Annotated in this window: 29 protein-coding genes; 13 read left to right on the top strand and 16 right to left on the bottom strand. The window is 64.0% G+C overall.

All coding sequences use genetic code 11. The features are described from left to right. Window positions 1-99: 99 nt before the first annotated feature. Window positions 100-492 (top strand): MAPEG family protein, encoded by a 393-nt coding sequence (locus MTR66_RS04855; RefSeq protein ID WP_243918373.1) that lies wholly within the window; start codon window positions 100-102, stop codon window positions 490-492. Here MTR66_RS04855 and MTR66_RS04850 read toward each other — a convergent pair. Further along, window positions 489-1,166 (bottom strand): MBL fold metallo-hydrolase, encoded by a 678-nt coding sequence (locus MTR66_RS04850; protein ID WP_327194481.1) that lies wholly within the window; start codon window positions 1,164-1,166, stop codon window positions 489-491. The genes MTR66_RS04855 and MTR66_RS04850 overlap by 4 nt on opposite strands. Window positions 1,167-1,223: 57 nt before the next feature. Further along, window positions 1,224-1,862, bottom strand: coding sequence for a S24 family peptidase (locus tag MTR66_RS04845; protein ID WP_243918371.1), 639 nt, complete (start codon window positions 1,860-1,862; stop codon window positions 1,224-1,226). Between the two features lie 101 nt (window positions 1,863-1,963). Between MTR66_RS04845 and MTR66_RS04840 the strand changes: the two genes are divergently transcribed. After that, the gene (locus MTR66_RS04840; protein WP_243918369.1) at window positions 1,964-2,164 is read left to right on the top strand and encodes a hypothetical protein; all 201 of its coding nucleotides are present in this window, start codon (window positions 1,964-1,966) and stop codon (window positions 2,162-2,164) included. A gap of 64 nt (window positions 2,165-2,228) precedes the next feature. Further along, on the top strand, window positions 2,229-2,528 hold the full coding sequence (locus MTR66_RS04835; RefSeq protein WP_243918966.1) for a hypothetical protein: 300 nt from the start codon (window positions 2,229-2,231) through the stop codon (window positions 2,526-2,528). Between the two features lie 42 nt (window positions 2,529-2,570). Here MTR66_RS04835 and MTR66_RS04830 read toward each other — a convergent pair whose 3' ends face one another. The 6 genes from MTR66_RS04830 to fsa form a co-directional block, all read right to left on the bottom strand. After that, entirely contained in the window at window positions 2,571-4,250 is a 1,680-nt protein-coding gene (locus tag MTR66_RS04830; RefSeq protein ID WP_243918367.1) for an acetolactate synthase large subunit, read from the bottom strand. Window positions 4,251-4,366: 116 nt separating this feature from the next. Next, window positions 4,367-4,828: an RES family NAD+ phosphorylase gene (locus tag MTR66_RS04825; RefSeq protein ID WP_243918365.1), complete on the bottom strand. Its 462-nt coding sequence runs from the start codon at window positions 4,826-4,828 to the stop codon at window positions 4,367-4,369. Continuing rightward, window positions 4,825-6,300, bottom strand: a complete 1,476-nt coding sequence (gene cysS / locus MTR66_RS04820) for a cysteine--tRNA ligase (RefSeq protein ID WP_243918363.1) — start codon at window positions 6,298-6,300, stop codon at window positions 4,825-4,827. Before cysS ends, MTR66_RS04825 begins: the two co-directional genes overlap by 4 nt. A gap of 33 nt (window positions 6,301-6,333) precedes the next feature. Continuing rightward, window positions 6,334-7,239, bottom strand: a complete 906-nt coding sequence (locus tag MTR66_RS04815; RefSeq protein WP_243918362.1) for an EamA/RhaT family transporter — start codon at window positions 7,237-7,239, stop codon at window positions 6,334-6,336. After that, on the bottom strand, window positions 7,236-9,050 hold the full coding sequence (cobT, locus tag MTR66_RS04810; RefSeq protein ID WP_243918360.1) for a cobaltochelatase subunit CobT: 1,815 nt from the start codon (window positions 9,048-9,050) through the stop codon (window positions 7,236-7,238). The genes MTR66_RS04815 and cobT overlap by 4 nt, the downstream gene beginning before the upstream one ends. A gap of 192 nt (window positions 9,051-9,242) precedes the next feature. Then, complete coding sequence (fsa, locus tag MTR66_RS04805; protein WP_243918358.1) at window positions 9,243-9,893, bottom strand: fructose-6-phosphate aldolase; 651 nt, start codon at window positions 9,891-9,893, stop codon at window positions 9,243-9,245. Between the two features lie 317 nt (window positions 9,894-10,210). Here fsa and MTR66_RS04800 point away from each other — a divergent pair, with 317 nt between their 5' ends. Then, window positions 10,211-12,376 carry a primosomal protein N' gene (locus MTR66_RS04800; RefSeq protein ID WP_243918356.1) on the top strand — a complete coding sequence of 722 codons (2,166 nt, stop codon included), beginning with the start codon at window positions 10,211-10,213 and terminating at the stop codon, window positions 12,374-12,376. On the opposite strand, the gene ada is transcribed toward MTR66_RS04800, so the two are convergent. After that, a complete protein-coding gene (gene ada / locus MTR66_RS04795; protein ID WP_243918354.1) occupies window positions 12,361-13,404 on the bottom strand; it encodes a bifunctional DNA-binding transcriptional regulator/O6-methylguanine-DNA methyltransferase Ada in 1,044 nt (347 codons plus the stop codon). The two genes, MTR66_RS04800 and ada, sit on opposite strands and share 16 nt — an antisense overlap. A gap of 14 nt (window positions 13,405-13,418) precedes the next feature. Next, complete coding sequence (locus MTR66_RS04790; protein ID WP_243918352.1) at window positions 13,419-13,832, bottom strand: DUF1203 domain-containing protein; 414 nt, start codon at window positions 13,830-13,832, stop codon at window positions 13,419-13,421. A gap of 282 nt (window positions 13,833-14,114) precedes the next feature. Between MTR66_RS04790 and MTR66_RS04785 the strand changes: the two genes are divergently transcribed. The 5 genes from MTR66_RS04785 (at window position 14,115) to MTR66_RS04765 (ending at window position 18,929) form a co-directional block, all read left to right on the top strand. Continuing rightward, a complete protein-coding gene (locus tag MTR66_RS04785) occupies window positions 14,115-14,669 on the top strand; it encodes a F0F1 ATP synthase subunit delta (protein ID WP_243918350.1) in 555 nt (184 codons plus the stop codon). A 14-nt stretch (window positions 14,670-14,683) separates the two neighbouring features. Then, a complete protein-coding gene (atpA, locus tag MTR66_RS04780; protein ID WP_243918349.1) occupies window positions 14,684-16,213 on the top strand; it encodes a F0F1 ATP synthase subunit alpha in 1,530 nt (509 codons plus the stop codon). A gap of 61 nt (window positions 16,214-16,274) precedes the next feature. Then, entirely contained in the window at window positions 16,275-17,153 is an 879-nt protein-coding gene (locus tag MTR66_RS04775; protein ID WP_243918348.1) for a F0F1 ATP synthase subunit gamma, read from the top strand. 57 nt (window positions 17,154-17,210) lie between these two features. Then, window positions 17,211-18,668 carry a F0F1 ATP synthase subunit beta gene (gene atpD / locus MTR66_RS04770; protein ID WP_243918347.1) on the top strand — a complete coding sequence of 486 codons (1,458 nt, stop codon included), beginning with the start codon at window positions 17,211-17,213 and terminating at the stop codon, window positions 18,666-18,668. Window positions 18,669-18,671: 3 nt separating this feature from the next. Continuing rightward, a complete protein-coding gene (locus tag MTR66_RS04765) occupies window positions 18,672-18,929 on the top strand; it encodes an ATP synthase F1 subunit epsilon (RefSeq protein WP_243918346.1) in 258 nt (85 codons plus the stop codon). Between the two features lie 122 nt (window positions 18,930-19,051). Here the strand turns inward: MTR66_RS04765 and MTR66_RS04760 are convergent, their stop codons facing one another. Further along, window positions 19,052-20,206, bottom strand: coding sequence for a sulfatase-like hydrolase/transferase (locus tag MTR66_RS04760; protein ID WP_243918345.1), 1,155 nt, complete (start codon window positions 20,204-20,206; stop codon window positions 19,052-19,054). A gap of 255 nt (window positions 20,207-20,461) precedes the next feature. Beyond that, window positions 20,462-20,761 carry an HNH endonuclease gene (locus tag MTR66_RS04755; RefSeq protein ID WP_243918344.1) on the bottom strand — a complete coding sequence of 100 codons (300 nt, stop codon included), beginning with the start codon at window positions 20,759-20,761 and terminating at the stop codon, window positions 20,462-20,464. A 134-nt stretch (window positions 20,762-20,895) separates the two neighbouring features. On the opposite strand from MTR66_RS04755, the gene MTR66_RS04750 reads away from it, so the two are divergent. Beyond that, window positions 20,896-22,440, top strand: a complete 1,545-nt coding sequence (locus tag MTR66_RS04750; protein ID WP_243918343.1) for a CpaF family protein — start codon at window positions 20,896-20,898, stop codon at window positions 22,438-22,440. A gap of 76 nt (window positions 22,441-22,516) precedes the next feature. Here MTR66_RS04750 and MTR66_RS04745 read toward each other — a convergent pair whose 3' ends face one another. Further along, window positions 22,517-23,131: a YceI family protein gene (locus MTR66_RS04745; protein ID WP_243918342.1), complete on the bottom strand. Its 615-nt coding sequence runs from the start codon at window positions 23,129-23,131 to the stop codon at window positions 22,517-22,519. A 134-nt stretch (window positions 23,132-23,265) separates the two neighbouring features. Beyond that, on the bottom strand, window positions 23,266-23,472 hold the full coding sequence (locus MTR66_RS04740) for a hypothetical protein (RefSeq protein ID WP_243918341.1): 207 nt from the start codon (window positions 23,470-23,472) through the stop codon (window positions 23,266-23,268). Between the two features lie 44 nt (window positions 23,473-23,516). Between MTR66_RS04740 and MTR66_RS04735 the strand changes: the two genes are divergently transcribed. From MTR66_RS04735 to MTR66_RS21155, 3 genes are all read left to right on the top strand, one after another. Beyond that, window positions 23,517-24,491 carry a DMT family transporter gene (locus MTR66_RS04735; RefSeq protein ID WP_327194480.1) on the top strand — a complete coding sequence of 325 codons (975 nt, stop codon included), beginning with the start codon at window positions 23,517-23,519 and terminating at the stop codon, window positions 24,489-24,491. A gap of 71 nt (window positions 24,492-24,562) precedes the next feature. Further along, entirely contained in the window at window positions 24,563-24,697 is a 135-nt protein-coding gene (locus MTR66_RS04730; protein WP_243918340.1) for an entericidin A/B family lipoprotein, read from the top strand. A 92-nt stretch (window positions 24,698-24,789) separates the two neighbouring features. Further along, window positions 24,790-24,918, top strand: coding sequence for a hypothetical protein (locus tag MTR66_RS21155; RefSeq protein WP_268740253.1), 129 nt, complete (start codon window positions 24,790-24,792; stop codon window positions 24,916-24,918). A gap of 1 nt (window position 24,919) precedes the next feature. Here the strand turns inward: MTR66_RS21155 and MTR66_RS04725 are convergent, their stop codons facing one another. Both MTR66_RS04725 and MTR66_RS04720 read right to left on the bottom strand, forming a co-directional pair. Continuing rightward, window positions 24,920-25,909: a bile acid:sodium symporter family protein gene (locus tag MTR66_RS04725; protein ID WP_243918339.1), complete on the bottom strand. Its 990-nt coding sequence runs from the start codon at window positions 25,907-25,909 to the stop codon at window positions 24,920-24,922. Beyond that, window positions 25,910-26,434 carry a CcdC protein domain-containing protein gene (locus MTR66_RS04720; protein ID WP_243918338.1) on the bottom strand — a complete coding sequence of 175 codons (525 nt, stop codon included), beginning with the start codon at window positions 26,432-26,434 and terminating at the stop codon, window positions 25,910-25,912. It lies immediately after the preceding gene.

The raw sequence follows: 26,434 nt of genomic DNA, 5'->3' as shown, positions 1-26,434 counted from the left end.
GGCGGCTTGCGAAGGCGCGCCTATACCCGAATTTTCGCGAGTTGCAAGCCGTTCCTCCCTGCCTCATGTACGCGCCCGCCTTAGGGGAGACCGATTTCCATGATTCTGCAGACCACTCTGAGCCTTGCTGCCGCTGCTGCCGTAATGAACATCTGGCTGGGCATGCGCACGGGCAAGCTCCGGTACAATGCCAAGATCCTGCACGGCGACGGCGGCCACCCGCTGCTGATGCAGCGTATGCGCGCGCAAGCGAACTTTATCGAAAACACACCCTTCGTACTGATCCTGACGGCAGCCATCGAAATGACCGGCAAGGGCGGCACATGGCTCGCCATTGCCGGTTCGGTCTATCTGCTCGCCCGTATCAGCCATGCTTTCGGCATGGACAGGACGGATACGAATCCACTGCGCGCCATCGGTTTTCTGATCACGGTACTGACTCTGATCGGCCTGTCCGCCGTGGCCGTGCTGATTTCTCTCGGACAGTTCTAATACGACAGCCCGCGTTCGAGCGCCGCATCCCCGACATAGGGGTTACTGCGGCGCTCATCGCCAAACGTGCTCACAGGGCCATGGCCCGGCACGAAAGTGACATCGTCCCCAAGCGGCCAGAGATTCTGCGTGATCGAGTTCACGAGATCCTCAAGATTCCCGCGCGGGAAATCCCACCGCCCGATTCCGCCCTGGAACAGCACATCACCGACCATGGCGAACTTGCTGGGAGCGTGATGGAACACGACATGGCCGGGCGTGTGTCCGGGGCAGTGCAGCACATCGATTTCCAGTTCGCCGACCGTGACCTTGTCCCCCTGTTCCAGCCAGCGGTCCGGCTCGAACGTGTGCGCCTCCATGTTCCAGCGCGGGCCATCGTCATCGAGCTGGGCGATCCAGAACCGGTCTTCCTCCTGCGGGCCTTCGATGGGCACGCCCATCTCCTTCGCCAGCACACCTGCCTGCCCGCAGTGATCCAGATGCCCGTGCGTGACGAGAATCTTCTCCAGCGTCACGCCGGTCTTTTCCAGCGCCTGCTTCAGCTTGGGCAGATCGCCCCCAGGATCGACAAGCGCACCGCGCATCGTCTTCGTGCACCACAGGAGTGAGCAGTTCTGCTGGAGCGGCGTTACGGGGATGATGCCGACGCGCATCGGCTGGGAAGTCTCGGTCATGCGAGTCGAAATGGCGGCAGGCCGCTGTGAATGCAACCATTGGACGCCGGAGCGGTGTCAGATACGCCCGCCCTTCCAGACCACCCGCCCGATCACCTGCACTTCCTCAGGGCGGCATTCTATGGGACGGTAGGCCGGGTTGTCGCTCAACAGCACGATCAGTCCGGGCCGCCCGGTATCGAGACGCTTGACCAGCAGCGCGTCGCCCAGCCGCACGACATGAATACCATCACGCAGCCCCCCGGCACTGCGATCAACGAGGATCTCGTCTCCGTCACGCAAGGTGGGCTCCATCGAATCACCCGTCACCGCGATCGCTGACAAGGCATCCGCCTGCAGCCCCATAGACCGCAGCCAGCGCGCGGAGAACCGGAGCACATCAAAGGCCCCTTCCCCGCCCGGCAAAGCACCGGGACCGGCCGAAGCGCCAATCGTCAGGCGCGGAACGTCGATCCAACCGGCTCCGCCCGCATCGTTGTATTTATCCTTCGGCGCCCCCAGTTCAACTTCATCGACGCCGAAGAACCGGGCCAGCGTTGCCCGGTCGGTTTCCTCCAGCTTGCGCGGACTGCCCTTGTAAAGAAACTGGTGAAGATAACTGCCGTTCTTGCCAATCATGCGGGAAAGGCTGGCCAGACTAACCTTACGCGCATCGGCCAGGGCGATCAGAGTCCGGCGGGGATCGGAGCTTTCCATCTTGTAATGGATAGATGAAGGAAATTTCCTAGACAAGTAGGATTTCAATTGGAACATTTGGGGAACAAATAGCCATCGACTCACCAGAAGGACCTGCCCAGATGCTCCTGCGCCATATCGAGCGCTTCCTGCGCCAGACGGACATGCCCAGCACCAAATTCGGGCGCCTCGCCGCCCATGATCCGCGATTCGTATTCGATCTGCGCAATGGCCGTATCCCGCGCGAATCCACCGCCACGCGCGTGGAAACCTTCATGAAAGACTATCTCGCCAGCGAACGGGAGGACTGCCGTGCACAATAACTTCGCCAGCCAGCACGACATGGCCCCATCGCCGCACATGCCAGCCCGGCAGCGCGGCCCATGGGTGAGGCTATTGTCCGAAATATTGCAACTCGCCGGGCGGCAAGTGGAATTCCTGCATCATGCCGAACGGCCCTGGTCCAGCGCCACGTTTTCCGGATCTCGCCACACGGTGGCACTGGCCTTCAGCGGCGCGGACGCCATCGGACAGGGAGAAGCCTATACACATGCCTTGCCCGAGCACGAGTTCACCATTCCCGGCCAGCTTGTCGCCGATGCCGCAATCGTGTCCGTAAAGCATGAAACGCTGCCAGTCCCGCGCATGACGGTGGCCGCCGAACTGCTGCTGCTCGAAGACGCATAAGATCACGGAATCCGCCCCCGCAGCCCTCGCGGGGGACGGAATTCACAACGCCCGCGACAGTTCCTTGATGTCGTGATTCAGAATCCGGTCGTTCTCGGAATAATCGACCGGACAATCGATCAGGTGCACCCCGGGCGTATCGCGGCAGTGGGCCAGAAGCTGTTTCAGATGCGCCGCGCTTTCAGCGCGGTATCCATTGGCGCCATAGCTTTGCGCATATTGCACGAAGTCCGGGTTGCCATAGGTCAGGCCGAAATCCGCAAAGCCCATGTCGGCCTGCTTCCAGCGAATCATGCCATAGGCGCTGTCGTTGAGCACCAGCACTGTCAGATTGAGGCCAAGGCGAACCGCGGTTTCCAGCTCCTGGCTGTTCATCATGAAGCCGCCGTCCCCGCAGATCGCAAAGACCTTGCGATCGGGATAGACCATAGCGCTGGCCATGGCGGAGGGCAGCCCCGCCCCCATCGTCGCCAGCGCATTGTCGAGCAGCACGGTGTTGGGCTTGCTTGCATAGTAGCCGCGCGCGAACCAGATCTTGTAGACCCCGTTATCGAGGCACACGATCGCATCATCGGGCAGCGTATCGCGGACCTGCTGCACCAGATGCGGCGGGAAGACTGGAAAACGCTCATCCGCGGCGAGCTTGGCCGTGTGGTCCATTTCCGCCTCGCGGTAACGCAGCATGCCGCTGAAATCCCACTGCGGCGAAGGCGTGACCGCTTCCTTGATCTGCCAAATGGCATTGGCGATATCGCCGATCACTTCGATCTGCGGGAAATAGACAGGGTCCACTTCGGCGGTCTTGGTCGAAACGTGCACGACCACCCGGTCATTGCGGGACGCATCGTTGTGCATGAAGAACGGCGGCTTCTCGATCACATCGTGGCCGATGTTGAAGATGCAGTCCGAATCCTCGATCGCGCGGTGGACGAAATCGCCCGCCGAAAGCGCCGCGCAGCCCAGGAACTTGGGATGCCGCTCGTCGATCACGCCTTTGCCAAGCTGGGTGGTGACGAACGGGATGCCCGTCAGTTCGACGAATTCGCTCAGCATCTTGCTGGTCATCTTGCGGTTGGCCCCGGCCCCGATGACAAGCAGCGGACGCCTGGCCTTTTCCAGCGCTTCGACGGCCTGGACGATGGATTTGATATCCGCGGCCGGCCTGCGGACCAGCGACCGGGGAACAGGCCGCGAATCGGTGTGCTCGTCGGCCACGTCCTCGGGCAGTTCGATATGGGTGGCGCCCGGTTTTTCCTCCTCGGCAATGCGGAAGGCCTCGCGCACCCGGCTGGGAATATTGTCGGCAGAGGCCATCTGGTGCGCGTACTTGGTGATCGGATGCATCATCGAGACGACATCGAGGATCTGGAAGCGGCCCTGCTTGGATTTCTTGATCGGCTTCTGCCCGGTGATCATCAGCATCGGCATGCCGCCCAGCGTGGCATAGGCCGCCGCCGTCACCAGATTGGTCGCCCCCGGCCCCAGCGTCGACAGACACACCCCGGTCTTGCCGGTATGGCGGCCATACGTCGCGGCCATGAAGCCCGCGCCCTGCTCATGGCGGGTAAGCACCAGCTTGATCTTGCCGGACCGCGAAAGCGAATCGAGAAGGTCCAGATTCTCTTCGCCCGGAACGCCGAAGATGTATTCGACACCCTCTTCTTCCAGGCACTGGATAAACACGTCCGACGCTTTGGACTTGTCTGCTTCAGCCACAACCATACTCCGATTTTCCCGCACCCCAGAGGTAACAGGTGCCCGGCGATTTCACAGAGGCAAATTGGCGTTTTGCCCCAGACACTTCCCAAATGGACTTTCAATGCAGCCGGAAGCTGCCGTCATTGCTGGCCGCCATAGATCCCGGCCATCGGCGGCGTGTGAAGGCACTGGGCGAAATCGAAAGGCCGGGTGACGAGCGGTGCGATATGCGCGGCTTCGGGATGGCGCACGTTCATCATCACCACATCGCCTTCAGGCAGCACGCGCGAGGGCGCCGCCGCCAGCAAGGCTTCTCCCGCTTCGAGCCATTGCCCGGCGGCGCGGCGGATCTCCGCGTCATCGGCGCCGGGCGGGAAACGCACCGGCTGGGCATCGGTTTCGGTCCAGCCCAGCACGAAATCCTCGGTAATTCCGGACACGTCACGCGGCTGGTAACGCAGCGCGATCAGCACCGCGAGGGCCGCCTCGGATGCGAAGTTCACCACCGGCCATCCCGCCGGGGTATAGCGCCCGCCGAACTGCTGCGCGCCTGCGCCGTCGAGCGCTACATGGCCCGCGCGGCACAGGCGCCAGAGTTTCATCCCAGCTTCCATTCCCAGCCGAGCGGATCGCCATCCATCACCTCGACGCCCTTGGCCGCGAGTTCATCGCGCAGGGCATCGGACGCGGCGAAGTCCTTGTCCGCGCGGGCCTGTTTGCGGCGGGCCAGCACGTCCCCGATTTCGGCTTCGGTGATCTCCGTCCCCTTGGGCTTGAGGCGCAAGTCCGCACGGGTGGTGCCGAACAGGTCCAGCCCCAGAACCGCGTCCATCGCCTCCACGGCGGCACGCTTGGCCGAGGGATCGACTTTCTTGGCGGCCAGCACGTCTTCGAGCGCAGTCAGCGCCACGGGCGTGTTGAGATCCTCGCCAATGGCCTTTTCGAACGCGTCCAGCATCGACGCCAGCTTGGGATGGCGCGCTTCGCCGGGCGTTACACCGGCCAGCCGTTCGGCGGCCATGATCATGCGCTTGAGGCGGGTGAGCGCGGCGCCCAGCCCTTCCCAGCTGAATTCCAGTTCGCTGCGGTAATGCGCCTGCAGGCACATCATGCGGTAGGCGAGCGGGTGATAGCCTTTGTCGATCAGCAGTTGCAGACGCAGGAACTCGCCCGAGGACTTGCTCATCTTGCCGGAACGCTCGACCAGGAAGTTGTTGTGCATCCACACCCGCGCGCCCGAATTGGCGGGCACGTCGAGGCCATTCGTGCAGCAGAACGCTTGATTCTGCGCGATCTCGTTGGGATGGTGGATTTCGCGGTGGTCGATGCCGCCGGTATGGATGTCGAACGGGAAGCCGAGCAGGTCGCCGGACATCACCGAGCATTCCAGATGCCAGCCCGGCGCGCCCTTGCCCCAGGGCGAATCCCATTCCATCTGCCGCTTCTCGCCCGGCGGGGTCTTGCGCCAGATCGCGAAGTCGGCGGCGTTGCGTTTGCCTTCCACTGCCTCGATGCGACCTTCACCCTCTTCGGTCACGGCGCGCGCAAGGCGGCCGTAATCGGCAACGGTCGAAACGTCGAAATAGAGGCCGCTGTCCAGTTCGTAGCAGTGCTTGTCCGCAATCGACTTCGCGAAATCGATCATCTGCGGCACGTATTTGGTGGCGATCGACCACTTGGCGGGCTCGCGGATGTTGAGCGCCCTAATGTCCGCCCAATAGGCCTGCGTATAGTGCTGCGCGATGTCCCAGATGGACTGGTGCTGCTGGCGCGCCATCTTTTCCATCTTGTCCTCGCCCGCATCGGCATCGTCGGTGAGGTGGCCGACATCGGTGATGTTGATGACGTGGGTGAGCTTGTAGCCCTTGTGGCTCAGCGTGCGGCCCAGCACGTCGGCAAAGACATAGGCACGCATGTTGCCGATGTGCGGGTAGTTATAGACCGTCGGCCCGCAGCTATAGACGCGCGCTTCGCCCTCGTGAACGGGCTGGAACGGTTCGAGCTGGCGCGTGAGGCTGTTGAACAGCGTGAGCGGTTGCGCGCTCCGCTCATCTTGAGCTTGTCGAAAGGTCATAGGCACCGGGCATTAGGCGGCACGCGGTTTCAGTCAAGCGTGCGCCACCATCAGCAGCGCCACACCGAAGGTAATCAACGCAAGTCCCAGCCATTCGCGCGCCGAGAGCCACTGGCCCGAAACATAGCGCGAGACCAGCGCGACAACGGGCATTTCCACCAGCGCCAGCGTGCGCACATTGGCCGCCAGCGTCAGCGAAAAGGCGAGGAACCATCCCGTCGAGGATATCGCCCCGAGCACGCCCGCCGGCACGCTGAGGCGCCATTCGCGCAACGAACCGGAAAACCCGGACGAGTCCTTCACCACGAACCACGTGGCCAGCGTCGCCGTCTGGATCGCCATGGAGATCACCAGCATCGTCAGCCCGCGCATCATGAAAGTGCCCTGCGGCACCGCCTCTATCGAAGCGCGAAAACAGATCGCGGCCAGCCCGAACAGCGCGCCGCTGGCAATACCCACGGCCATCGGCTTCCACTCGGCCAGCGCCGAGGTCTTGTCGCCCGCCTTGAGCGAGGCCATCACCACGCCCACAGTCACGATCACCACCGCCAGCCAGCCCGCCCACGATAGCCGGTCTCCGATCAGGACGAGGCCGAGCAGCGCCACGGTCACCGGCTCGGTCTTGATATAGGCATAGGCCACGCCGAAATCGCGCTTGGCCATGACCAGCAGCATCAGTGCCGTCGCCCCGATCTGGCTCAATGCGCCACCGGCCGCCCAGGCCAGCGCGTCTGCCGGAATTGCCGGAACATGCGCCGGAACCACCGCGAGATAGCCCGCGAAGAGCAGCGCGGCGAACGGCAGACCATAGACGAAGCGCACTTGCGTTCCGCCGACAGTGCCGATCCGCGCCGTCAGCCGTGACTGGAACGCATTGCGCAAGACCTGCGCGAAGGCGGCCAGGAGCGTGAACGGCACCCAGAGGTAGCCGGAGGTCACTCTTCCTCGAACAGACCGGCAAGCTGCTCGATCATCGTGCCGCCGAGCTGCTCGGCGTCCATGATCGTCACCGCGCGGCGATAGTAACGCGTCACGTCATGGCCGATGCCGATGGCGACGAGCTGAACCGGGCTCTTGCCCTCGATCCAGTCGATCACCCGGCGCAAGTGCGCTTCGAGATATCCGGCCGAGTTCACCGAAAGCGTCGAATCGTCCACCGGCGCGCCGTCGGAAATGACCATCAGGATGCGCCGGTCCTCGGGCCGGGCGAGCAGGCGGTTATGCGCCCAGAGCAGCGCCTCGCCGTCGATGTTTTCCTTCAGCAGCCCCTCGCGCATCATCAGGCCAAGGTTCTTGCGCGCGCGGCGCCAGGGCTCGTCGGCCTGCTTATAGACGATATGGCGCAAGTCGTTGAGGCGTCCGGGATGCTGCGGCTTGCCGCTGGAAAGCCAAGTCTCGCGGCTCTGCCCGCCCTTCCACGCGCGGGTGGTGAAACCGAGAATCTCCACTTTCACGCCGCAGCGCTCCAGCGTGCGCGCCAGCACATCGGCGCTGATCGCCGCGATCGAGATCGGCCGCCCGCGCATCGAGCCCGAATTGTCGAGCAGCAGCGTGACCACCGTATCCTTGAACTCGACGTCGCGCTCCACCTTGTAGGACAGCGACTGGCCGGGCGAGACCACCACGCGCGCCAGCCGCGCGGCATCGAGCAAGCCTTCTTCCTGATCGAAATCCCACGAGCGGCTCTGCTGCGCCATCAGGCGGCGCTGCAACCGGTTGGCCAGACGGGTGACGATACCCTGCAAGCCCTTAAGCTGCGCATCGAGGTAAGCGCGCAGCCGCGTCAGCTCTTCCTCGTCGCACAAGTCGGCGGCGCCCACCACTTCGTCGAACGCCTCGGTGAAGATTTTGTAGTCGAAGCCTTCGGGAATATCGGTCCACGGGCGGTTGGGGCGCACCGGCATCATGCCCTCCTCACCCTCTTCGCCTTCCTGGCCTTCCTCCATGTCGTCGGAAGATTCGCCTTCGGATTCGCTTTCGCCCTCATCCTCGCCCTGCGAGGGTTCGGCGGCCATTTCGGACGGCTGCTGCTCCTTGCCGGATTCGTCGCCGTCCTGCTCTTCCTCGGTCTCCTCGTCGCCGTCCATGTCGTCGGCCTGATCGGGCTCCTGCTGGACGTCTTCGGCGCGGGTCAGTTCGAGATGCTCCAGCATGTCGAGCGTGAGATCCTGAAACGCCTTCTGGTCCTCCAGCGAGGAGGCCAGTGCTTCGAAATCGGCGCCTGCCTTATCCTCGATCCACGAGCGGACCATATCGACGCCCGCCTGCGCCTCGGCCGGGACCGGCTGCCCGGTCAGCCGTTCGCGCAGCAGCAGCGCGAGGGCGGACTGCACCGGCACCGCATCGGGCGCCTCTGCTCGGGCAATCGGATCGGAACCGATGCGCGCCATCAGCGCCGCATCGAGATTGTCCCGCATCCCCGGATAGGCGTTGGACCCCAAGGCCTCGTAGCGGACCATTTCCACCGCATCGTAGCACGCCCGCGCCGAAGGTTCGGACGGCGCGTGGCGCATGTGCAGCGTGTCGTTGTGATGACGCGCCTTGAGCGCGAAGCTGTCGGCAAAGCCGCGTGCCTGCATTGCCGCCCCGCGCGGCAGGCTGCGCCCCGGCATCGGCACGCGAAAGACATTGCCGGACGCGCTGGGGGCATCGGCCGTCCAGTTGACCTCGATCTCATTGTCGTGAGCAATGGCGCGGCTGGCGCCTGTTAACACCGACTTGAAGCGGTCTGCGGGAGATTCGTCTGACATTGCCGAAGTGCCTAGCGCATCGGTGCGACCGGCTCAAATGGGCGATGTGTGCGGGGGCGCGATTCCCGTGTGCCTTGCGCGCGGGGGCTTCGACAAGCTCAGCCTGAGCGGGGGGAGAGATATCCCTTCCTGCTCCGCTCATCCTGAGCTTGTCGAAGGGCTGAGCTTGTCGAAGGATATTTCAACCCAAGATCAGATCGACTGGCCGGTCTTGGCCCAGTCGGCCAGGAAGCCTTCGATGCCCTTTTCGGTCAGGACATGCTTGAACAGGCCCTTGATCACGGCGGGCGGCGCGGTCATCACGTCGGCGCCGATCTTGGCGGCCTGCAGCACGTGGACGCCATGGCGGATCGAGGCGGCGAGAATCTCGGTCTCGAACGCATAGTTGTCGTAGATCAGGCGGATATCGCTGATCAGATCCATGCCGTCGAAGCCGTTGTCGTCGTGACGGCCGATGAAGGGCGAGACGAACGTGGCCCCGGCCTTGGCCGCCAGCAGCGCCTGATTGGCCGAGAAGCACAGCGTGACATTGACCATGGTGCCGTCCGAGGTCAGCGCCTTGCAGGTCTTGAGACCGTCGATGGTGAGCGGCACCTTGATGCACACGTTGTCGGCGATCTTGCGCAGCACTTCGGCCTCGCGCATCATCCCTTCGTGATCGAGCGCGACGACTTCGGCGCTGACCGGGCCATCGGTGATGCCGCAGATTTCCTTGGTGACTTCCATGAAATCACGCCCGGACTTGGCGATCAGCGAGGGGTTGGTGGTGACGCCATCGAGCAGGCCGGTCGCGGCCAGTTCCTTGATGTCTTCTATTTCGGCGGTGTCAGCGAAAAATTTCATGGTGCGATCCTGATTGGCGAGTCTGCGCAGCCCTATAGGGAAGCGGCTCCGGCGCGGCTAGGGCGTCCATCAACAAGGCCCTCTTCCCCCAACGTCCGTTCGTCCCGAGCGAAGTCGAGGGACCGGTTCGAGCGAAGCCGAGAACCTGAGAGATCGCAGACCTCGGCTGCGCTCGGTCATTGCCCCTCGACTTCGCTCGGGACGAACGGATAGTATAGGCGTAGCACCGGCTATTCAGTGCCCCAGCCCACCATTCCCCAGCCCAGAACACGCACCGCCTTCCCGCACCGCCGCCCCGGTGCCTATATGCCCCTGAGATGAAACGCGTCCGACTCCTTGTCTTCAACGCCGCGCTGGGCGTGCTCGACTATCGCGTGCCCGAGGGCATGGCGGTCGAGCACGGTTCGGTCGTCATCGCCCCGCTCGGGCCGCGGCAGGTGCTGGGCGTGGTGTGGGAAGCGGACCGCCTGAGCGCGCAGGACGTGCCCGAATCGAAGCTGCGCCCGCTGCTCGAAGTGCTGCCGGTGCCGCCCCTGCCCGCGCAGCTACGACGGCTGATCGAATGGACGGCGGATTACTACTGCGCCCCGCTCTCTTCCGTCGCGCGCATGGCATTGGGCAGCATGGCGGCGCTGCGTGGCGGCGGCACGGCGACCGAATACCGCCTGACCGGCGCGGAACCCGCGCGCCTGACCCCGCAGCGCGCCGCCGCGCTCGATGCCTTGCAGGGCGAGCAGGCCTCGATCCGCGAACTGGCCGAACTGGCGAGCGTGTCCGAAGGCGTGCTGCGCGGCATGGTGGGCGCCGGGCTGCTGGAGCCGGTGACGGTCGATCTCGACCGCCCCTACCCCCGCGCCCGGCCCGAATTCGCCGTCCCCGAGCTGAGCGAGGGACAACAGGCGGCGGCGGATACGTTCGTCGCGGCAGTGCGCGAACACCGCTTCGCCCCCTTCCTGCTCGATGGCGTAACCGGATCGGGCAAGACCGAATGCTATTTCGAAGCCGTCGCCGAAGCGCTGCGGCTGGGGCGGCAAGTGCTGGTGCTGCTGCCCGAAATCGCGCTCACCGAGAATTTCCTGCGCCGCTTCGAACAGCGCTTCGGCGTGCCGCCGGTGCTGTGGCACTCCTCGCTCAAGTCCAGCGAGCGGCGCCGGGCCTGGCGCGCCGTCATCAGCGGCGAAGCGCAAGTCGTGGTCGGCGCGCGCTCCTCGCTGTTCCTGCCCTATGCCGATCTCGGCCTCATCGTTGTCGACGAAGCGCATGAAGTCTCGTTCAAGCAGGATGACGGCGTGCGCTACAATGCCCGCGACGTGGCGGTGATCCGCGCCAAGTTCGAGGCGATCCCGGTCGTGCTCGCCAGCGCCACCCCGGCGCTCGAATCGATGCAACTCGCCGAAGCGGGGATCTATAAAAAGATCGAACTGCCGGACCGTTTCGGCGGGGCCATGCTGCCCGACATCCGCATTGTCGACTTGCGCCAGGAACCACCCGAGCGCGGCCACTGGATCGCGCCCCGGCTGGTCGAAGAGATGAAGGAGCGGCTGGCGCGCGGCGAGCAGTCGCTGCTGTTCCTCAACCGGCGCGGCTATGCCCCGCTGACGCTGTGCCGCAACTGCGGCTACCGCTTCCAGTGCCCCAACTGCACCGCCTGGCTGGTGGAGCACCGCTTTTCCAAGCGCCTCGCCTGCCACCATTGCGGCCACGACGTGCCCGTGCCCGATGCCTGCCCCGAATGCGGCACGGCCGATTGCCTCGTCGCCTGCGGCCCGGGGGTGGAGCGCATTGCCGACGAAGTGGCCGAAGTGCTGCCCGAAGCACGCACCGCGCTGGTCACGTCGGACACGATGAACAATCCCGAGGCGATCGGCGAATTCGTCGCCATGGCAGAGGGCGGCGCGATCGATGTGATCATCGGCACCCAGCTTGTCACCAAAGGTTACCACTTCCCCGAACTGACGCTGGTAGGCGTGATCGACGCCGATCTCGGCCTTGAAGGCGGAGATTTGCGCGCGGCGGAGCGGACCTATCAGCAGATCGCGCAAGTCGCGGGCCGTGCCGGACGCGGCGAGAAGCCCGGCGAAGTGCTGATCCAGACGCGCCACCCCGAAGCCGCCGTGATCGCCGCTCTGGCGAACGGCGACCGCGATGCCTTCTATGCCGCCGAAACCGAATCCCGCCGCGATGCGGGCGCGCCCCCGTTCGGGCGCTGGGCGGCGATCATCGTCAGTTCGGAAGATCAGGCCGAAGCCCTCGCCGCCGCCCGCGCCATCGGCGGCACCGCGCCGAACCTGCCGGACATGCTGGTGCTCGGCCCCGCGCCCGCCCCGCTATCGCTGCTGCGCGGCCGCCACCGCTTCCGCCTGCTGATCAACGCCCGCCGCTCGGCCGAACTGCAAAAGGCCCTGCGCGACTGGCTGGAGCCGCTGCAGTTCCCGAAGGGCGTGCGCGTCAATATCGACGTCGATCCCTATTCCTTCGTCTGACCGCCTTCACGCCGCAGCAGCTCGCGCTTGATATCGATCCCATAGGCATAGCCGCCCAGCGAACCGTCGGTGCGGATCACGCGGTGGCAGGGGATCAGCACGGCAACATTGTTCGCTCCGTTCGCCGAGCCCGCCGCGCGCACGGCCCCCGGCTTGCCCACGGCGGCGGCGATCTGGGCGTAGGAGCGTGTCTCGCCCGGCGGGATGCGCTGGAGTTCGCGCCAGACGGCTTCCTGAAAGGCGGTGCCCTGCACATCGAGCGGGATCGAGCGGCTGTCCCCCGGTTGCTCGACGGCGGAAACCACGTCGGCCAGCAACCGCGCGAAGTCCTCACCGCCCTCCACCAGTTCGGCTTTCGGGAATCGTTCGGCCAGATCCTCGCGCCCTTCGGCGAAGGACAGACGGCACACGCCCTTGTCCGTCGCGGCCACGAGCATCTCGCCCAGCGTCGTCGGTACGACGGCCCAGTGGATCGTCACGCCATGCCCGCCACTGCGCCATGCGGAAGGCGCCATGCCCATTCTCCCTTCGCTTGCTTCATAGAATCGGGACGAGGCCGCGAACCCCGCCTCGTAGATCGCCTCGGTCACGCTGGTCCCGGCGCTCAGCGCCTCGCCCGCGCGCTCGACGCGCCGGGCGCGCAGGAACTGCGCGGGCGAAAGCCCCACCGCGCGCTTGAACACCCGCTGGAAATGCGCCGGGCTGTACCCGACCTGCCCGGCCAGCTCGGCCAGTGCGGGCGTCTCCTCCGCCTGTTCCAGCACTTCGATCGCGCGCGAGACGGCTGCTTCATCGCGCGACACCTCGTTCGGGCGGCAGCGCAGGCAGGGGCGCAGCCCTTCCGCCTCCGCCTCGCGCGCGCATGTAAAGAAGCGCACGTTCTCCCGCCGGGGGTGGCGGGCCGAGCACGACGGACGGCAATAGATGCCGGTAGTGAGCACCCCGGTCACGAAACGCCCGTCAAAAGACCGGTCGCGCGCCATCACGGCCTGCCAGGCCCGGTCGTCGTCGAGAGTCGGAGTTGCCATGTCGATGCTCTATCCTAGTCGCGTTCGATGCGCGCCGCGAAACAGCCATGGGCGGCGTTGTGTGCGTGGATGCCCGCCACTTGCGGATTTTCGAACAAGGCGCGAATCTTTTCCTCCGTTTCTTCGGGCTGAGCCAGTGCCGCATCGCACAGCATGCCCTGCGCATCGAAACCGCGCAGCGAAAGCGCGCGTCCGGCGAAGACCGGCGGCAGGCTGTCGATCCACGGTTCGGGCTCGCACGCCTGCTCGCGCACATATATCGCATACGCGGTACGGAACGGATTAGCGACATCGTGGCTCACATGGTTGAGCAGAATCAGGCTCTCGCCTGCCCGCGCATCTTCAAGCGAAATGCGGCAGGGGAAACCCCGGTCCGCATCGGCAATCACCCGCCGGGCGCCGATTTGCGCAAGTTCTTCCGATGTCATGGCGAAATATTGCGCAAAATCCGTCCGGGGCAAGCCCATGATTCTAAAGGTCACAAACAACTCCTTTCCGGTGTTGCCGAACTTATTGCCCATCGTTTCGCGGCCCGCTTCCCGCCTGTTGCTTTCAAACCGCACCCGCGGCCTTTGTCACATAGCGTCATGCGGCGCCTTGCATCGTTTCACTATCGCCGCTATGCGCGCCCCGTCTGCGGGCCGGGGGGCACGATGCAGCATTGCGCCCCATCAGTGCCTCAGCCCACCCGATGTAAGGATAGGACACGCGTGGAGAATTCCGGCGGCATTAAAGCCAGCTTGCAAGGACGGTACGCTTCGGCGCTGTTTGATCTTGCCAGTGAAAACGGCACCGTATCCGTGGTCGAAAGCGACCTGGAGAAAACCGGTGCTGCCCTCAAGGAGAGCGCGGATTTCCGCGATTTGATTCGCAATCCGCAGATCAGCCGGAACGCAGCGGCCAAGGCGGCAGAAGCCGTGGCCAGCGTGCTGGAACTGTCTCCCCTGACCAAGAATTTCATGGGCGTTCTGGCGGGCAACCGCCGCCTTTCCGCCCTGCCCGAGATCATTCGCGCCTTCGCCGCGATCGCCGCTGCTCAGCGCGGCGAAGCGACCGCCGAAGTCTCGACCGCACACGCGCTCAGCGATGAGCAGCTCGAACAGCTGCGCCAGAAGCTGGAAGCGCGCGAGGGCCGCAACGTCAAGATCAAGGCGAGCGTCGATCCGGAACTGCTTGGCGGCCTTGTCGTCACCATCGGTTCCAAGCGCATCGACAGCTCGATCCGCACCCGTCTCAACTCTCTCGCCCAGGCCATGAAGGGCTGATGAAAGGCTAAGCAATGGATATCCGCGCCGCAGAAATCTCGAAGGTCATCAAGGACCAGATTGCCAACTTCGGCACCGAGGCTCAGGTCTCGGAAGTCGGCTCCGTGCTGTCGGTGGGTGACGGTATTGCCCGCATCCACGGTCTCGACAATTGCCAGGCCGGCGAAATGGTCGAATTCTCCAACGGCGTTCAGGGCATGGCGCTGAACCTCGAAGCCGATAACGTCGGCGTCGTGATCTTCGGCTCGGACGCCGAGATCAAGGAAGGCGACAGCGTCAAGCGCACCGGCACCATCGTCGACGTGCCGACCGGCAAGGGCCTGCTTGGCCGCGTGGTCGATGCCCTCGGCAATCCGATCGACGGCAAGGGTCCGATCGAAGGCGCCGAGCGCCGCCGCGTCGAAACCAAGGCCCCGGGCATCATCCCCCGCAAGTCGGTGCACGAGCCGGTGCAGACCGGCCTCAAGGCGATCGATGCGCTGGTTCCCGTCGGCCGCGGCCAGCGCGAACTGATCATCGGCGACCGCCAGACCGGCAAGACCGCCGTCGCCATCGACACCTTCATCAACCAGAAGGGCCCGAACGCGGGCGACGACGAAGGCAAGAAGCTTTACTGCATCTATGTCGCCGTCGGCCAGAAGCGCTCGACCGTCGCGCAGATCGTGCGCCAGCTCGAAGAAAACGGCGCGATGGAATATTCCATCGTCATCGCCGCGACCGCTTCGGAGCCCGCGCCGCTGCAGTACCTCGCACCCTACACCGGCGCCGCGATGGGCGAGTTCTTCCGCGACAACGGCATGCACGCCGTGATCGTGTATGACGACCTTTCCAAGCAGGCCGTCGCCTACCGCCAGATGTCGCTGCTGCTCCGCCGTCCGCCGGGCCGCGAAGCTTACCCGGGCGACGTGTTCTATCTCCACAGCCGCCTGCTCGAACGCGCCGCCAAGATGAGCGACGAAAAGGGCGCCGGTTCGCTGACCGCGCTGCCGATCATCGAAACCCAGGCGGGCGACGTTTCGGCCTATATTCCGACCAACGTGATCTCGATCACCGACGGCCAGATCTTCCTTGAAACCGGCCTGTTCTATCAGGGTGTGCGTCCGGCCATCAACGTCGGCCTCTCGGTCAGCCGCGTCGGCGGTTCGGCCCAGACCAAGGCGATGAAGAAGGTTGCCGGCTCGATCAAGCTGGAGTTGGCGCAGTACCGCGAAATGGCGGCCTTCGCGCAGTTCGGCTCGGACCTCGACGCGTCGACCCAGAAGCTGCTCAACCGCGGCGCGCGCCTGACCGAGCTGCTTAAGCAGCCGCAGTTCTCGCCGCTCCCGTTCGAAGAGCAGACCGTCTCGATCTTCGCGGGCACCAACGGCTACCTGGACTCGCTCCCGGTCGAGAAGGTCACCGAATACGAAGCCGAAATGCTCAGCTTCATGCGCTCGCAGCACGCCGACGTTCTCGGCGAGATCCGCAGCACGCAGAAGTTCGAAGGCGAGATCAAGGACAAGACCGTCGCCGCGCTCGACGCTTTCGCCAAGCAGTTCGCCTGAGACTGACCTGATCCCCACCGTTCCGGCCTATCGGCCGGGGCGGTGAAACGGAGAGAAACGAGTGGCATCGCTCAAGGAACTCAAAGGCCGCATCAACTCGGTCAAATCGACCCAGAAGATCACCAAGGCCAAGCAGATGGTCGCCGCGGCCAAGCTGCGCAAGGCGCAGGCCGCCGCCGAATCGGCGCGCCCCTATGCCGCGCGTCTCGCCGAGGTGATGGGCTCGCTGGCCAGCAAGATCACGGTTTCGGAAAACAGCCCCAAGCTGCTCGCCGGAACCGGCAGCGATCAGGTTCACCTGCTCGTCGTGGCCAATTCGGACAAGGGCCTGTGCGGCGCTTTCAACTCCAACATCGTCCGCGCCGCGCGCGTGAAGGCGAAGGAACTGGAAGCGCAGGGCAAGACCGTGCTGTTCTACCTCATCGGCCGCAAGGGCCGTGCGGTGATCAAGCGCGAATACCCCAAGCAGATCGTGCACATGTTCGACACCACCGGCGTGCGTGAAGCGGGCTTCAACGAAGCCGAACAGGTCGCTGACGAACTCGTGGCTCTGTACGAACAGGGCAAGTTCGACATCGCGCATCTGTTCTATTCGAAGTTCCGCTCGGCGCTGGTGCAGGAACCGACCAGCCAGCAGATCATCCCCGTCCCTGCCCCCGCCGCCGGTGAGGCCAAGGACGGCGACGCCGTGACCGAATACGAGCCGGAGGAGGAGGAAATCCTCGCCGCGCTGCTGCCGCGCTACCTGAAGACCCAGCTTTTCGGCGCGCTGCTGGAGAATGCCGCTTCCGAACAGGGCGCGTCGATGACCGCCATGGATAACGCGACGCGCAACGCGGGTGATCTGATCAACAAGCTCACCATCCAGTACAACCGCAGCCGCCAGGCCGCGATCACCACCGAACTCGTTGAAATTATTGCTGGCGCGGAAGCGCTGTAGCAACATCTAACCGCGGGCGCGGAAGCGCTCTAAGACATCGCAGGCAAGGAAACCAAAATGGCCACCGCACCCGTGCTTAACCAGACCACTACCGGCAAGATCAGCCAGGTCATCGGCGCTGTCGTCGACGTGACCTTCGAAGGCGAACTGCCCGCCATCCTCACCGCGCTTGAAACCGACAACAACGGTAACAAGCTGGTTCTCGAAGTCGCCCAGCACCTCGGTGAGAACACCGTGCGCACTATCGCCATGGACGGCACCGACGGCCTCACCCGCGGTCAGGACGTCGTCAACACCGGCGCGCAGATCTCGGTGCCGGTCGGCCCCAAGACGCTTGGCCGCATCATGAACGTCGTCGGCGATCCGATCGACGAACTGGGCCCCATCGGTTCCGACATGTCGGCCCCGATCCACGCCAAGGCGCCCGAATTCATCGAGCAGTCGACCGAAGCGGCGATCCTCGTCACCGGCATCAAGGTCATCGACCTTCTCGCCCCTTACGCCAAGGGCGGCAAGATCGGCCTGTTCGGCGGCGCGGGCGTCGGCAAGACCGTGCTCATTCAGGAACTCATCAACAACATCGCGAAGGGCCACGGCGGCGTGTCCGTGTTCGCGGGCGTGGGTGAGCGCACCCGTGAAGGCAACGACCTCTATCACGAGTTCCTCGATGCCGAAGTCATCGCCAAGGACGAAAACGGCGTGGCCACTTCGGAAGGTTCGAAGGTCGCCCTCGTTTACGGCCAGATGAACGAGCCCCCGGGCGCCCGTGCCCGCGTCGCCCTCTCGGGCCTGACGATGGCCGAATACTTCCGCGATCAGGAAGGCCAGGACGTTCTCTTCTTCGTCGACAACATCTTCCGCTTCACCCAGGCGGGCGCCGAAGTGTCGGCCCTGCTTGGCCGTATTCCTTCGGCCGTGGGCTATCAGCCGACCCTGTCGACCGACATGGGCGCGCTGCAGGAACGCATCACCTCGACCACCAAGGGCTCGATCACCTCGGTCCAGGCCATCTACGTTCCCGCGGACGACCTTACCGACCCGGCGCCGGCCACCTCGTTCGCCCACCTGGACGCAACGACCACCCTGAACCGCGCTATCTCGGAGCTTGGCATCTACCCGGCGGTCGACCCGCTCGACTCGACCTCGCGCGTGCTGGAGCCGCGCGTCGTCGGCAACGAGCACTACGAGACCGCCCGCGCCGTTCAGGAAACCCTGCAGAAGTACAAGTCGCTGCAGGACATCATCGCGATCCTGGGCATGGACGAGCTTTCCGAAGAGGATAAGCTCACCGTCGCCCGCGCGCGCAAGATCCAGCGCTTCCTGTCGCAGCCGTTCCACGTGGCCGAAGTCTTCACCGGCATTCCGGGCAAGTTCGTCCAGCTCGAAGACACCGTGAAGTCGTTCAAGGCTGTCGTCGAAGGCGAATACGACCACCTGCCCGAAGCTGCCTTCTACATGGTCGGCGGCATCGACGAGGCGGTCGAGAAGGCCAAGAAGCTGGCCGAGGACGCCTAAGCGATGCCCCTGCACTTCGAACTCGTCACGCCGGCGAAGCTCGTCCGCTCGGAGGACGTCCACATGGTGGTCGTCCCCGGCACGGAAGGCGAGTTCGGCGTGCTCGCGGGCCACGCGCCCTTCATGTCGACAATCGCCGACGGCGCGCTGACGGTTTACAAGACTGAAAACGGTGCTCCCGAAGAGATCCGGATCACCGGCGGCTTCGCCGAAGTCGGCGATGCAGGCCTGACAGTGCTTGCGGAGCATGTTGAGGGCTGATCTTGGGCGCAGGAGTGCCTGCTTGGCCTCCATCGCACTTTAAAAGCGAATTTGTGAAATGCCGGCCGCCCAGTGCGCGTCGGCATTTTCATTTGGCAGCCGCACAAGTCTTCAAGGCCATATCAGCTCGCTGGCGTTCCGCTTTCCGGCGCATGGTCCTTCGACTGCAGGAATATCCACGGCACCGTGTAGCCGTCGAAAGCCAGCCGTTCATTCCTGTTCATGAACGGCGGCATGTGATCACCCACAATTAGAAAGTCGGTCGGCGGCAGATCCGGGTCCATTGCCAGAACCGAAATAGCCTGCGCCACGTCGTGGTAAGCCACGAACAGACGGCAGCGCATCAAGCCCATCCCGGCCAGCGGAGCGGTGCCGTCTTCGCAGCCTCCCATCCCAGGCGTAGCACCAGCCAAAACGGGAAGATGCGTGTTGAGAGTGACCCAATAAATGAATTGCGGCTTGCCTGCGGTCTTGAGACGGTGGCCGATCTGGCCCGCAATGTCGACATCGCAAGCGCCCGGCCACATGCCGCCGCACTTGCGCGCCCCGCCCTCCTCCAGTTGCCTGCGGAACATCGTGTGCGCAAAGCCAGCGCGCGGCCACCATGCCGCACGGTCGAAAAATTTGCCGTCAAAGGCATGGATCGCCAGGGTATCGTAACCCGCTTTCGCATACCGGCCCGGCATGCAGGGGCGATGCTCGAAATCGAAGGCATCGTAGTTTGAATAGACGCCGCACAGCTCTCGCAATTCGCCGTTCGTCGTCGAGCCGAAATAGGGAATTTCGCCAGAAGAGACCGTATAGCGGCCATTCCATTCAGTGCGGTGCCAATCCGCTTCGAACAGCTTTCGGCCCTCCGGAAAGACCGGGCGCCCCAACGCTTCGACCAGAATGACGACAAGATTGCGTTTCCGTTTCCCCGGCGTCGCTATTCCGTTGGCGTTGACTGCGGAATGGAACGGTGTCCCGGCGGCAGGCAAGCCCCGGTAAGTATTGCTCGTCGCCGCTGTGGCGAGGGAATCGGCCTGCGCCAGGCCAAGCACGGCCACAAATCCCAGCATCCAGTTCCACACCGGGCCGAACCGTTCGGTTCGCCCTGCACCCCGGACCGCAAAAAAGAGCGCGACAAGCAATATCGCGCCCCCAGCCAGATATTCGAGCGATGCCAGAGGGCGGGCATTCACTATGAACTCCTGCAGCGCATCGACCCGGCTGATTTCAAGGTTGAACGCGTTGATGATGTACTCGAAGGCAGAAGCGAGCGTCAGCCCCGCCACCGCGATCCGGCGCGCCCAGAGCGAAGGAAGCTGCGCGAATATGAGAGCCAGTGCCCCCAGCCCGATAATCACGCCTCCCATCGGCGGACCGCCGATGGGCCACATCGCAATTGTCACGATGTTGGGCAGGAGCAGCCAATAGAGACACCAGCGCCAAGGCCAGTGCTTAAGCACAACGCGCATGCGTTCCTTTCGCGTAACACCACCGGTAACTGGAATTTCACCATACGGGCAGGCCGTGAAATAAGGCTTAACTCAGCGCTTCATTCGCCGCGTAGGAGCATGGAAATCGGGATGCTTGTTCGAAACCCACATTACGAACCTGCGGATTTCCTCACACTCCAGCAAGGCTTCCGCACGCACCGGCATCCGCGCAAGCTGGGCATTTGTCAGATTTGCGTGGATCGTGCGATGGCAGATCGGGTGCAGCGGCACGGTATCGCGGCCACCCCGGCTTTTGGGAACAGGATGATGCCATTCGATCCAGCGGCCCAGCGGCCTGGCGCAGAGCCAGCAAGTTCCGCCCTTCCCGTTCACGGTACTTTTCACCTCCATGATTTACATGGCCTGCCCATGATCCTGCTTGCCCGCCATTAGGAAGTTATCAAAGTTTCAACCTTAATGATCGTGCCAATCGCGATGGATCACGCCCGGTTCTGAGCCGGGTGCTGAAAGAGGTTGTATTTCTTATGAGTGCATTCGGGCGGCGCAGTGGCATGGGGGGCATGGGCCAAGGATCCCGGCCTGCATTCGGCGTAGCCAAGCCTCTCAAGGGCGGTGTGCAGGACAAGACCCCGACAGTCCCCGGCGCTATGCCGAACGCAGCTCCCTTGCCTGGCGGAGACCAGTTTCCGCCCCTGCCGGGAGGCGAACCTGCTCCGGCAGCTGCGGCGCCCCAGCGCGACGATGCCATGTCCCGGCTGGCGGAGCGCGCCAATGCCGTGACCGACAGCAATTCCGAACAAGGCAGTTTCGAAGCCTCGATCCACAAGATCAAGGAACAGGTGCTGCCGCGCCTGCTCGAACGCGTCGATCCCGAGGCGGCGGCTACGCTTACCAAAGACGAGCTGTCGGAAGAATTCCGCCCGATCATCATGGAAGTGCTGGCCGAGCTGAAGATCACCTTCAACCGCCGCGAACAGTTCGCGCTGGAAAAGGTGCTGATCGACGAACTGCTCGGTTTCGGCCCGCTGGAGGAGCTGCTCAGCGACCCCGACGTGTCGGACATCATGGTCAATGGCCCGAACCAGACCTACATCGAACGCAAGGGCAAGCTGCAGCTCGCCGGGATCCGCTTCCGCGACGAGCAGCACTTGTTCCAGATCGCCCAGCGCATTGTCAACCAGGTCGGCCGCCGCGTCGACCAGACCACCCCGCTGGCCGACGCCCGCCTCAAGGACGGCAGCCGCGTCAACGTGATCGTCCCGCCGCTCTCGCTGCGCGGCACCGCGATCTCCATTCGTAAGTTCTCCGAGAAGCCGATCACCATCGACATGCTCAAGGGCTTCGGCTCGATGGACGAAAAGATGGCCACCGCGCTCAAGATCGCGGGCGCCTGCCGCATGAACGTGGTGATCTCGGGCGGCACCGGCTCGGGCAAGACGACGATGCTCAATGCCCTGTCGAAAATGATCGATCCGGGCGAACGCGTGCTGACGATCGAGGACGCCGCCGAACTGCGCCTGCAGCAGCCGCACTGGCTGCCGCTGGAGACCCGCCCGCCGAACCTCGAAGGCCAGGGCGCGATCACCATCGGCGACCTTGTGAAGAACGCCCTGCGTATGCGCCCGGACCGCATCATCCTGGGCGAAATCCGCGGCGCCGAGTGCTTCGACCTGCTCGCCGCCATGAACACCGGCCACGATGGTTCGATGTGCACGCTGCACGCCAACAGCCCGCGCGAGTGCCTGGGCCGTATGGAAAACATGATCCTGATGGGCGACATCAAGATTCCGAAGGAAGCCATCAGCCGCCAGATCGCGGAATCGGTGGACCTGATCGTTCAGGTGAAGCGCCTGCGCGACGGTTCGCGCCGCACCACCAACATCACCGAAGTGATCGGCATGGAAGGCGACGTCATCGTCACTCAGGAGCTGTTCAAGTTCGAATATCTGGACGAGACCGACGACGGCAAGATTCTGGGCGAATTCCGCAGTTCGGGCCTGCGCCCCTACACGCTGGAAAAGGCTCGTCAGTTCGGTTTCGATCAGGCCTATCTGGAGGCCTGCCTCTGAGGCCTTCCGCCCTTGCGGAAGACGGGAAATGCGAAAAGGGCCGCGCAGCGTTCAAATGCTGTGCGGCCCTTTTTTATCAGTCAGCCTGCTTTTCGAAAGCAGCGGTAATCGCAATCGTCGTGTCGTCGCTCACCAGCGGCGCATACTTGCTCACGCCGAACGCGGTGCGCTTGATCACGCCGGTCGCGTTGAAGCCGATCGTGTAGGTCTTGTTCAGCGGATTGACCGCCCCGGCCTTGAACACCGCCTTGAGCACAACCGGATGCGTCACGCCATGCATAGTAAGATTGCCAAAAACATCCGCCGTGCGATCGCCGGTGCGGACCACCTTGGTCGAAACGAAGCGCATCACCGGGTACTTGGCCGCATCGAACCATTCCGGACCGGCCAGTTCGCCGTCCAGCGTCTTGTTGGTGGTCGAAACCTTGGCCACCGGCACCGAGACATCGAGCTTGGCCGAAGCAAGATTCTTGGGATCGAGCGAGAGCGTGCCGCTGGCGCCGGGGAAGGTTCCGTAGAACTCGCTGATGCCGAAATGATCGACCGTGAAGCGCACCAGGGTATGCGAACTGTCGATGGCGTAGTTCCCGGCCTGAACAGCGGCGGGTTGCGTATCGGCCTGCTGCGCGAACAGCGGCGCGGCAGCAACGATGGAAACGGCAGTCAGGGCCGATGCCAGAAAACGGTTCATGTGAAATTCTCCATGAGAATGGGGGCTAACGAAATACCGCCCCCCAGATCTCATGAAGCGGGGTTTCTGCCCAGCCGGATAAAATCGATCCACATGTTCAAGTTACTTGTACATTCTGCCGCTGCGACCCGCATTCAGGCGCCCAGCAGCGTTCTTCCTCCCAGCCCCAGCAGCAGCACGGCGGCCAGCAGCGACCAGAAAAAGATCGGTGTCCAGGGCATGAATCCCACCCGGTCCATGTTCCGGCGGCGCATACGGCGCCGGTCACCGATCCACGCGACCAGCGCGACAAGCGCGGCCACTGCACCTGCGATCACCATCAATCGTGCCGAATCATTCATGCCCCGCCCTTGCCTCGGGATGCAGGCAAGTTAAAGCGCCTTGTGTGACATCCTCCCCCCGTTTCCAGCCGCGAGAGAATCCCTTGCTCGCCATAGGCCTGCGCGTGCTCGCCATGGTGATGCTATCCACCATGTTCATGCTGGTGAAGCTGGCCGGCACGCACGGCGTTTCGGTGCCGGAACTGCTGTTCTGGCGTCAGGCGATGAGCCTGCCGATGATTTTCGGCTGGCTGCTGGCCACGGGCAATCTGGGCATGCTGGTGACACGCCGCATGGGCAGCCATGCCGGGCGCGCGGCGACAGGCACGCTGGGGCTGCTGTGCAATGTTTCCGCCGCCACGCTGCTTCCCCTTCCGGTCCAGACCACGCTGGGCTTCACAACGCCGCTGTTCGCGGTTCTGATCACCGCGCTGATCCTGCGCAACACCGTCGGTGTGTGGCGCTGGACGGCTGTCGTTCTCGGCTTTGCCGGGGTGCTCGTGGTGGCCAGCCCCGGCGGCACGCACGTTCCACCGCTCGGCCTTGCCGTCGGCCTGGGGGCCGGTGTGGTCGTGGCGACCGTCAGCTTTCAGATCCGCGACCTTGCCCGCACCGAAGCGCCGATTTCCTGCGTTTTCTGGTTCGCCTTCTACGGCTCGCTCTTTGCCGCCGTGCTCCTGCCGCTCTATGGTAAGCCGCATCCGCTCGAAGCCTGGCTGATCCTGGCTGCCATCGGCTTTACTGGCACTTTCGCGCAGTTCCTCATCACCGCCTCGCTTCGTCACGGGCAAGTGGCGACCGTGGTGATCATCGATTATACCGCGCTGGTCTGGGCCACGCTCTACGGATGGCTGATCTGGGACGATCTGCCGCCGCACAGCATCTGGCTGGGGGCACCGCTGATCATCGCCGCAGGCCTGATCATCACTTGGCGCGAGCACTACCTGTCCCGGCACATTTCCCCCACCTCCGCTTTCGATTCCGGCGCGGCCGAGGAATTCTCCGAGGAGAACCCTGCCGAGGACCCGAAGGGAACCTGACTCCATCCCGAGTGTTGATCTGGTCAGTCTGGCCGTCTGTACGGCCTGCTAACCCAGGAAGGAACACGAAGATGATCAGGAATATCCTATTCGCTCTTGCTGCCGGCAGCCTCACGCTGGGGGCCGCGGCGTGCAACACCGTGAAGGGTGCGGGACAGGACATCGAATCCGTCGGCCAGGCCGGAGACGATGCCATCAACAAGTAAGAACGGCGCATTGCCCGGTCTTTGCCCAGCCGCTTTCCATACCCTCGGCCTTGGCTTATGATCTGACGCTTCGAACAAGGAACAGCAAAGCAATGCTCAGGAAATTCGTTCTCATCCTTGCCACTGGCGGCCTCGTGCTGGGCTGTGCCGCATGCAACACCGTGCGCGGCGTGGGCCAGGATCTCGAATCCGCGGCAAACACCGTCGACAACGCGACCTGAGCTAGGCCTCTTCGCCCTCCGGGGCGGAGCGGCTCCAGATCGAGGCCAGCAGGCTGCCGATCAGCACATGCATGAAAGCGGAAATCGCCGCAGGCACGGGCGCGAGCGCGGCTTGCATCGTATTGGGAAACTGGCGGGCAAAGGCCGGGCTTGAAGCCAGAGTGGCGCCGAGCCCGCTGTTTTGCATGCCCACCTCGATACTGATCGTCCGGGCCGCCGCTTCCTGCAGACGCAGGAGGCGGCTGAGCAGATAGCCCAGGCCGAAACCGCAGGCATGAAGCGAAACCACCGCCAGCAGCAGCACGCCCGCGTGCATCTCCACCAGCGGCTTGGACTTCGCAATGATGGCCGCGACGATCACCACCACGAACAGCACCGAGATGAACGGCGATACCACCGTCACTTTTCGCGTAACCCGGGGCAGGTAGCGGTTCATCAGCACTCCGGCGACAACCGGCACCAGTACGACGGACACCATGCCGCGAAACAGGTTCCATCGGTCGATCTCGATGAACACGCCCGCCAGCCATCCGGTCAGCACCGGCGTCAGGGCGATGGCCACGAGCGTCGAGACCATCGTCATCGTCACGGACAGGGCCACATTGGCCCGGGCCAGATAGCTGATCACGTTCGAGGCGGTGCCGCCCGGGCAGCACGAAACGAGGATCAGGCCCACCGCCAGCCCCGGCTCAAGCCCGAATATCCAGGCCACGCAGAACCCGGCCAGCGGCATCACGGTAAATTGCAGCGCCACCCCTGCCAGCACTTGCCGAGGCAGTGCCAGCACGCGCCGGAAATCATCGAAGCTGAGCGTGATGCCCATGCCCAGCATGATCACGCCCAGCATCACACTGATCAGCGGCTGCCCGAACGGCTGGAAGCGCCCGTCCGCCACCCACAGGAACAGATCGGGCAAAAACCAGGCGAGGCCGACGCCCAGCACGGTCCACAGTGCAAACAGGCCGGTAATACGCTCGAAAAGGCGCGTCACTCAAAGGTCCCCGGATCGGTGCTCCGCCACCAGACGCCGCGCTCGCAGCCACAAGACCACGCGCTGCACGCAGATCAGCCCCACGGCGAAACCGAGCATGGCATCGGTGAACAGCAGCGCATTGGCGCTCGGATGCGCGCCTGCAGACGGGCCCATGCCGGAAAACAGCACACGGCGCAGGGCGAAGACCGCCAGGATCAGCACCAGGGCAGCCACCGACTGGCGCATCATCACTTTGGCCTCCGGCCCCTCACCCTCGATATGCAGGCGCATCAGCCGCGCACGCTGCGCGCCCAGCGCCGCCCCCACCGCGATACCGGCCGTGAACAGCGCCCAGCCCTTGAGCGAGGGATGCATGCCATAGAGAGCGAAACTGACCAGCCCCAGCATCACCGCCGGAAAGATCCAGAGCGTAGCCACCCGCAGCGGCCGCGCCCGGTTCAGGGAGCGGAAGCGCAAGAGCATCACCAATGCGAAAATGGCAAACGGCAAGTAAGCCAGCCAATGCACCGATTGCGATCCCAT

The sequence above is a fragment of the Novosphingobium beihaiense genome (assembly GCF_022832375.1).
GTDB classification, from domain to species: Bacteria; Pseudomonadota; Alphaproteobacteria; order Sphingomonadales; family Sphingomonadaceae; genus Novosphingobium; species Novosphingobium beihaiensis.
This window is presented reverse-complemented; position numbering and strand designations above follow the sequence as displayed.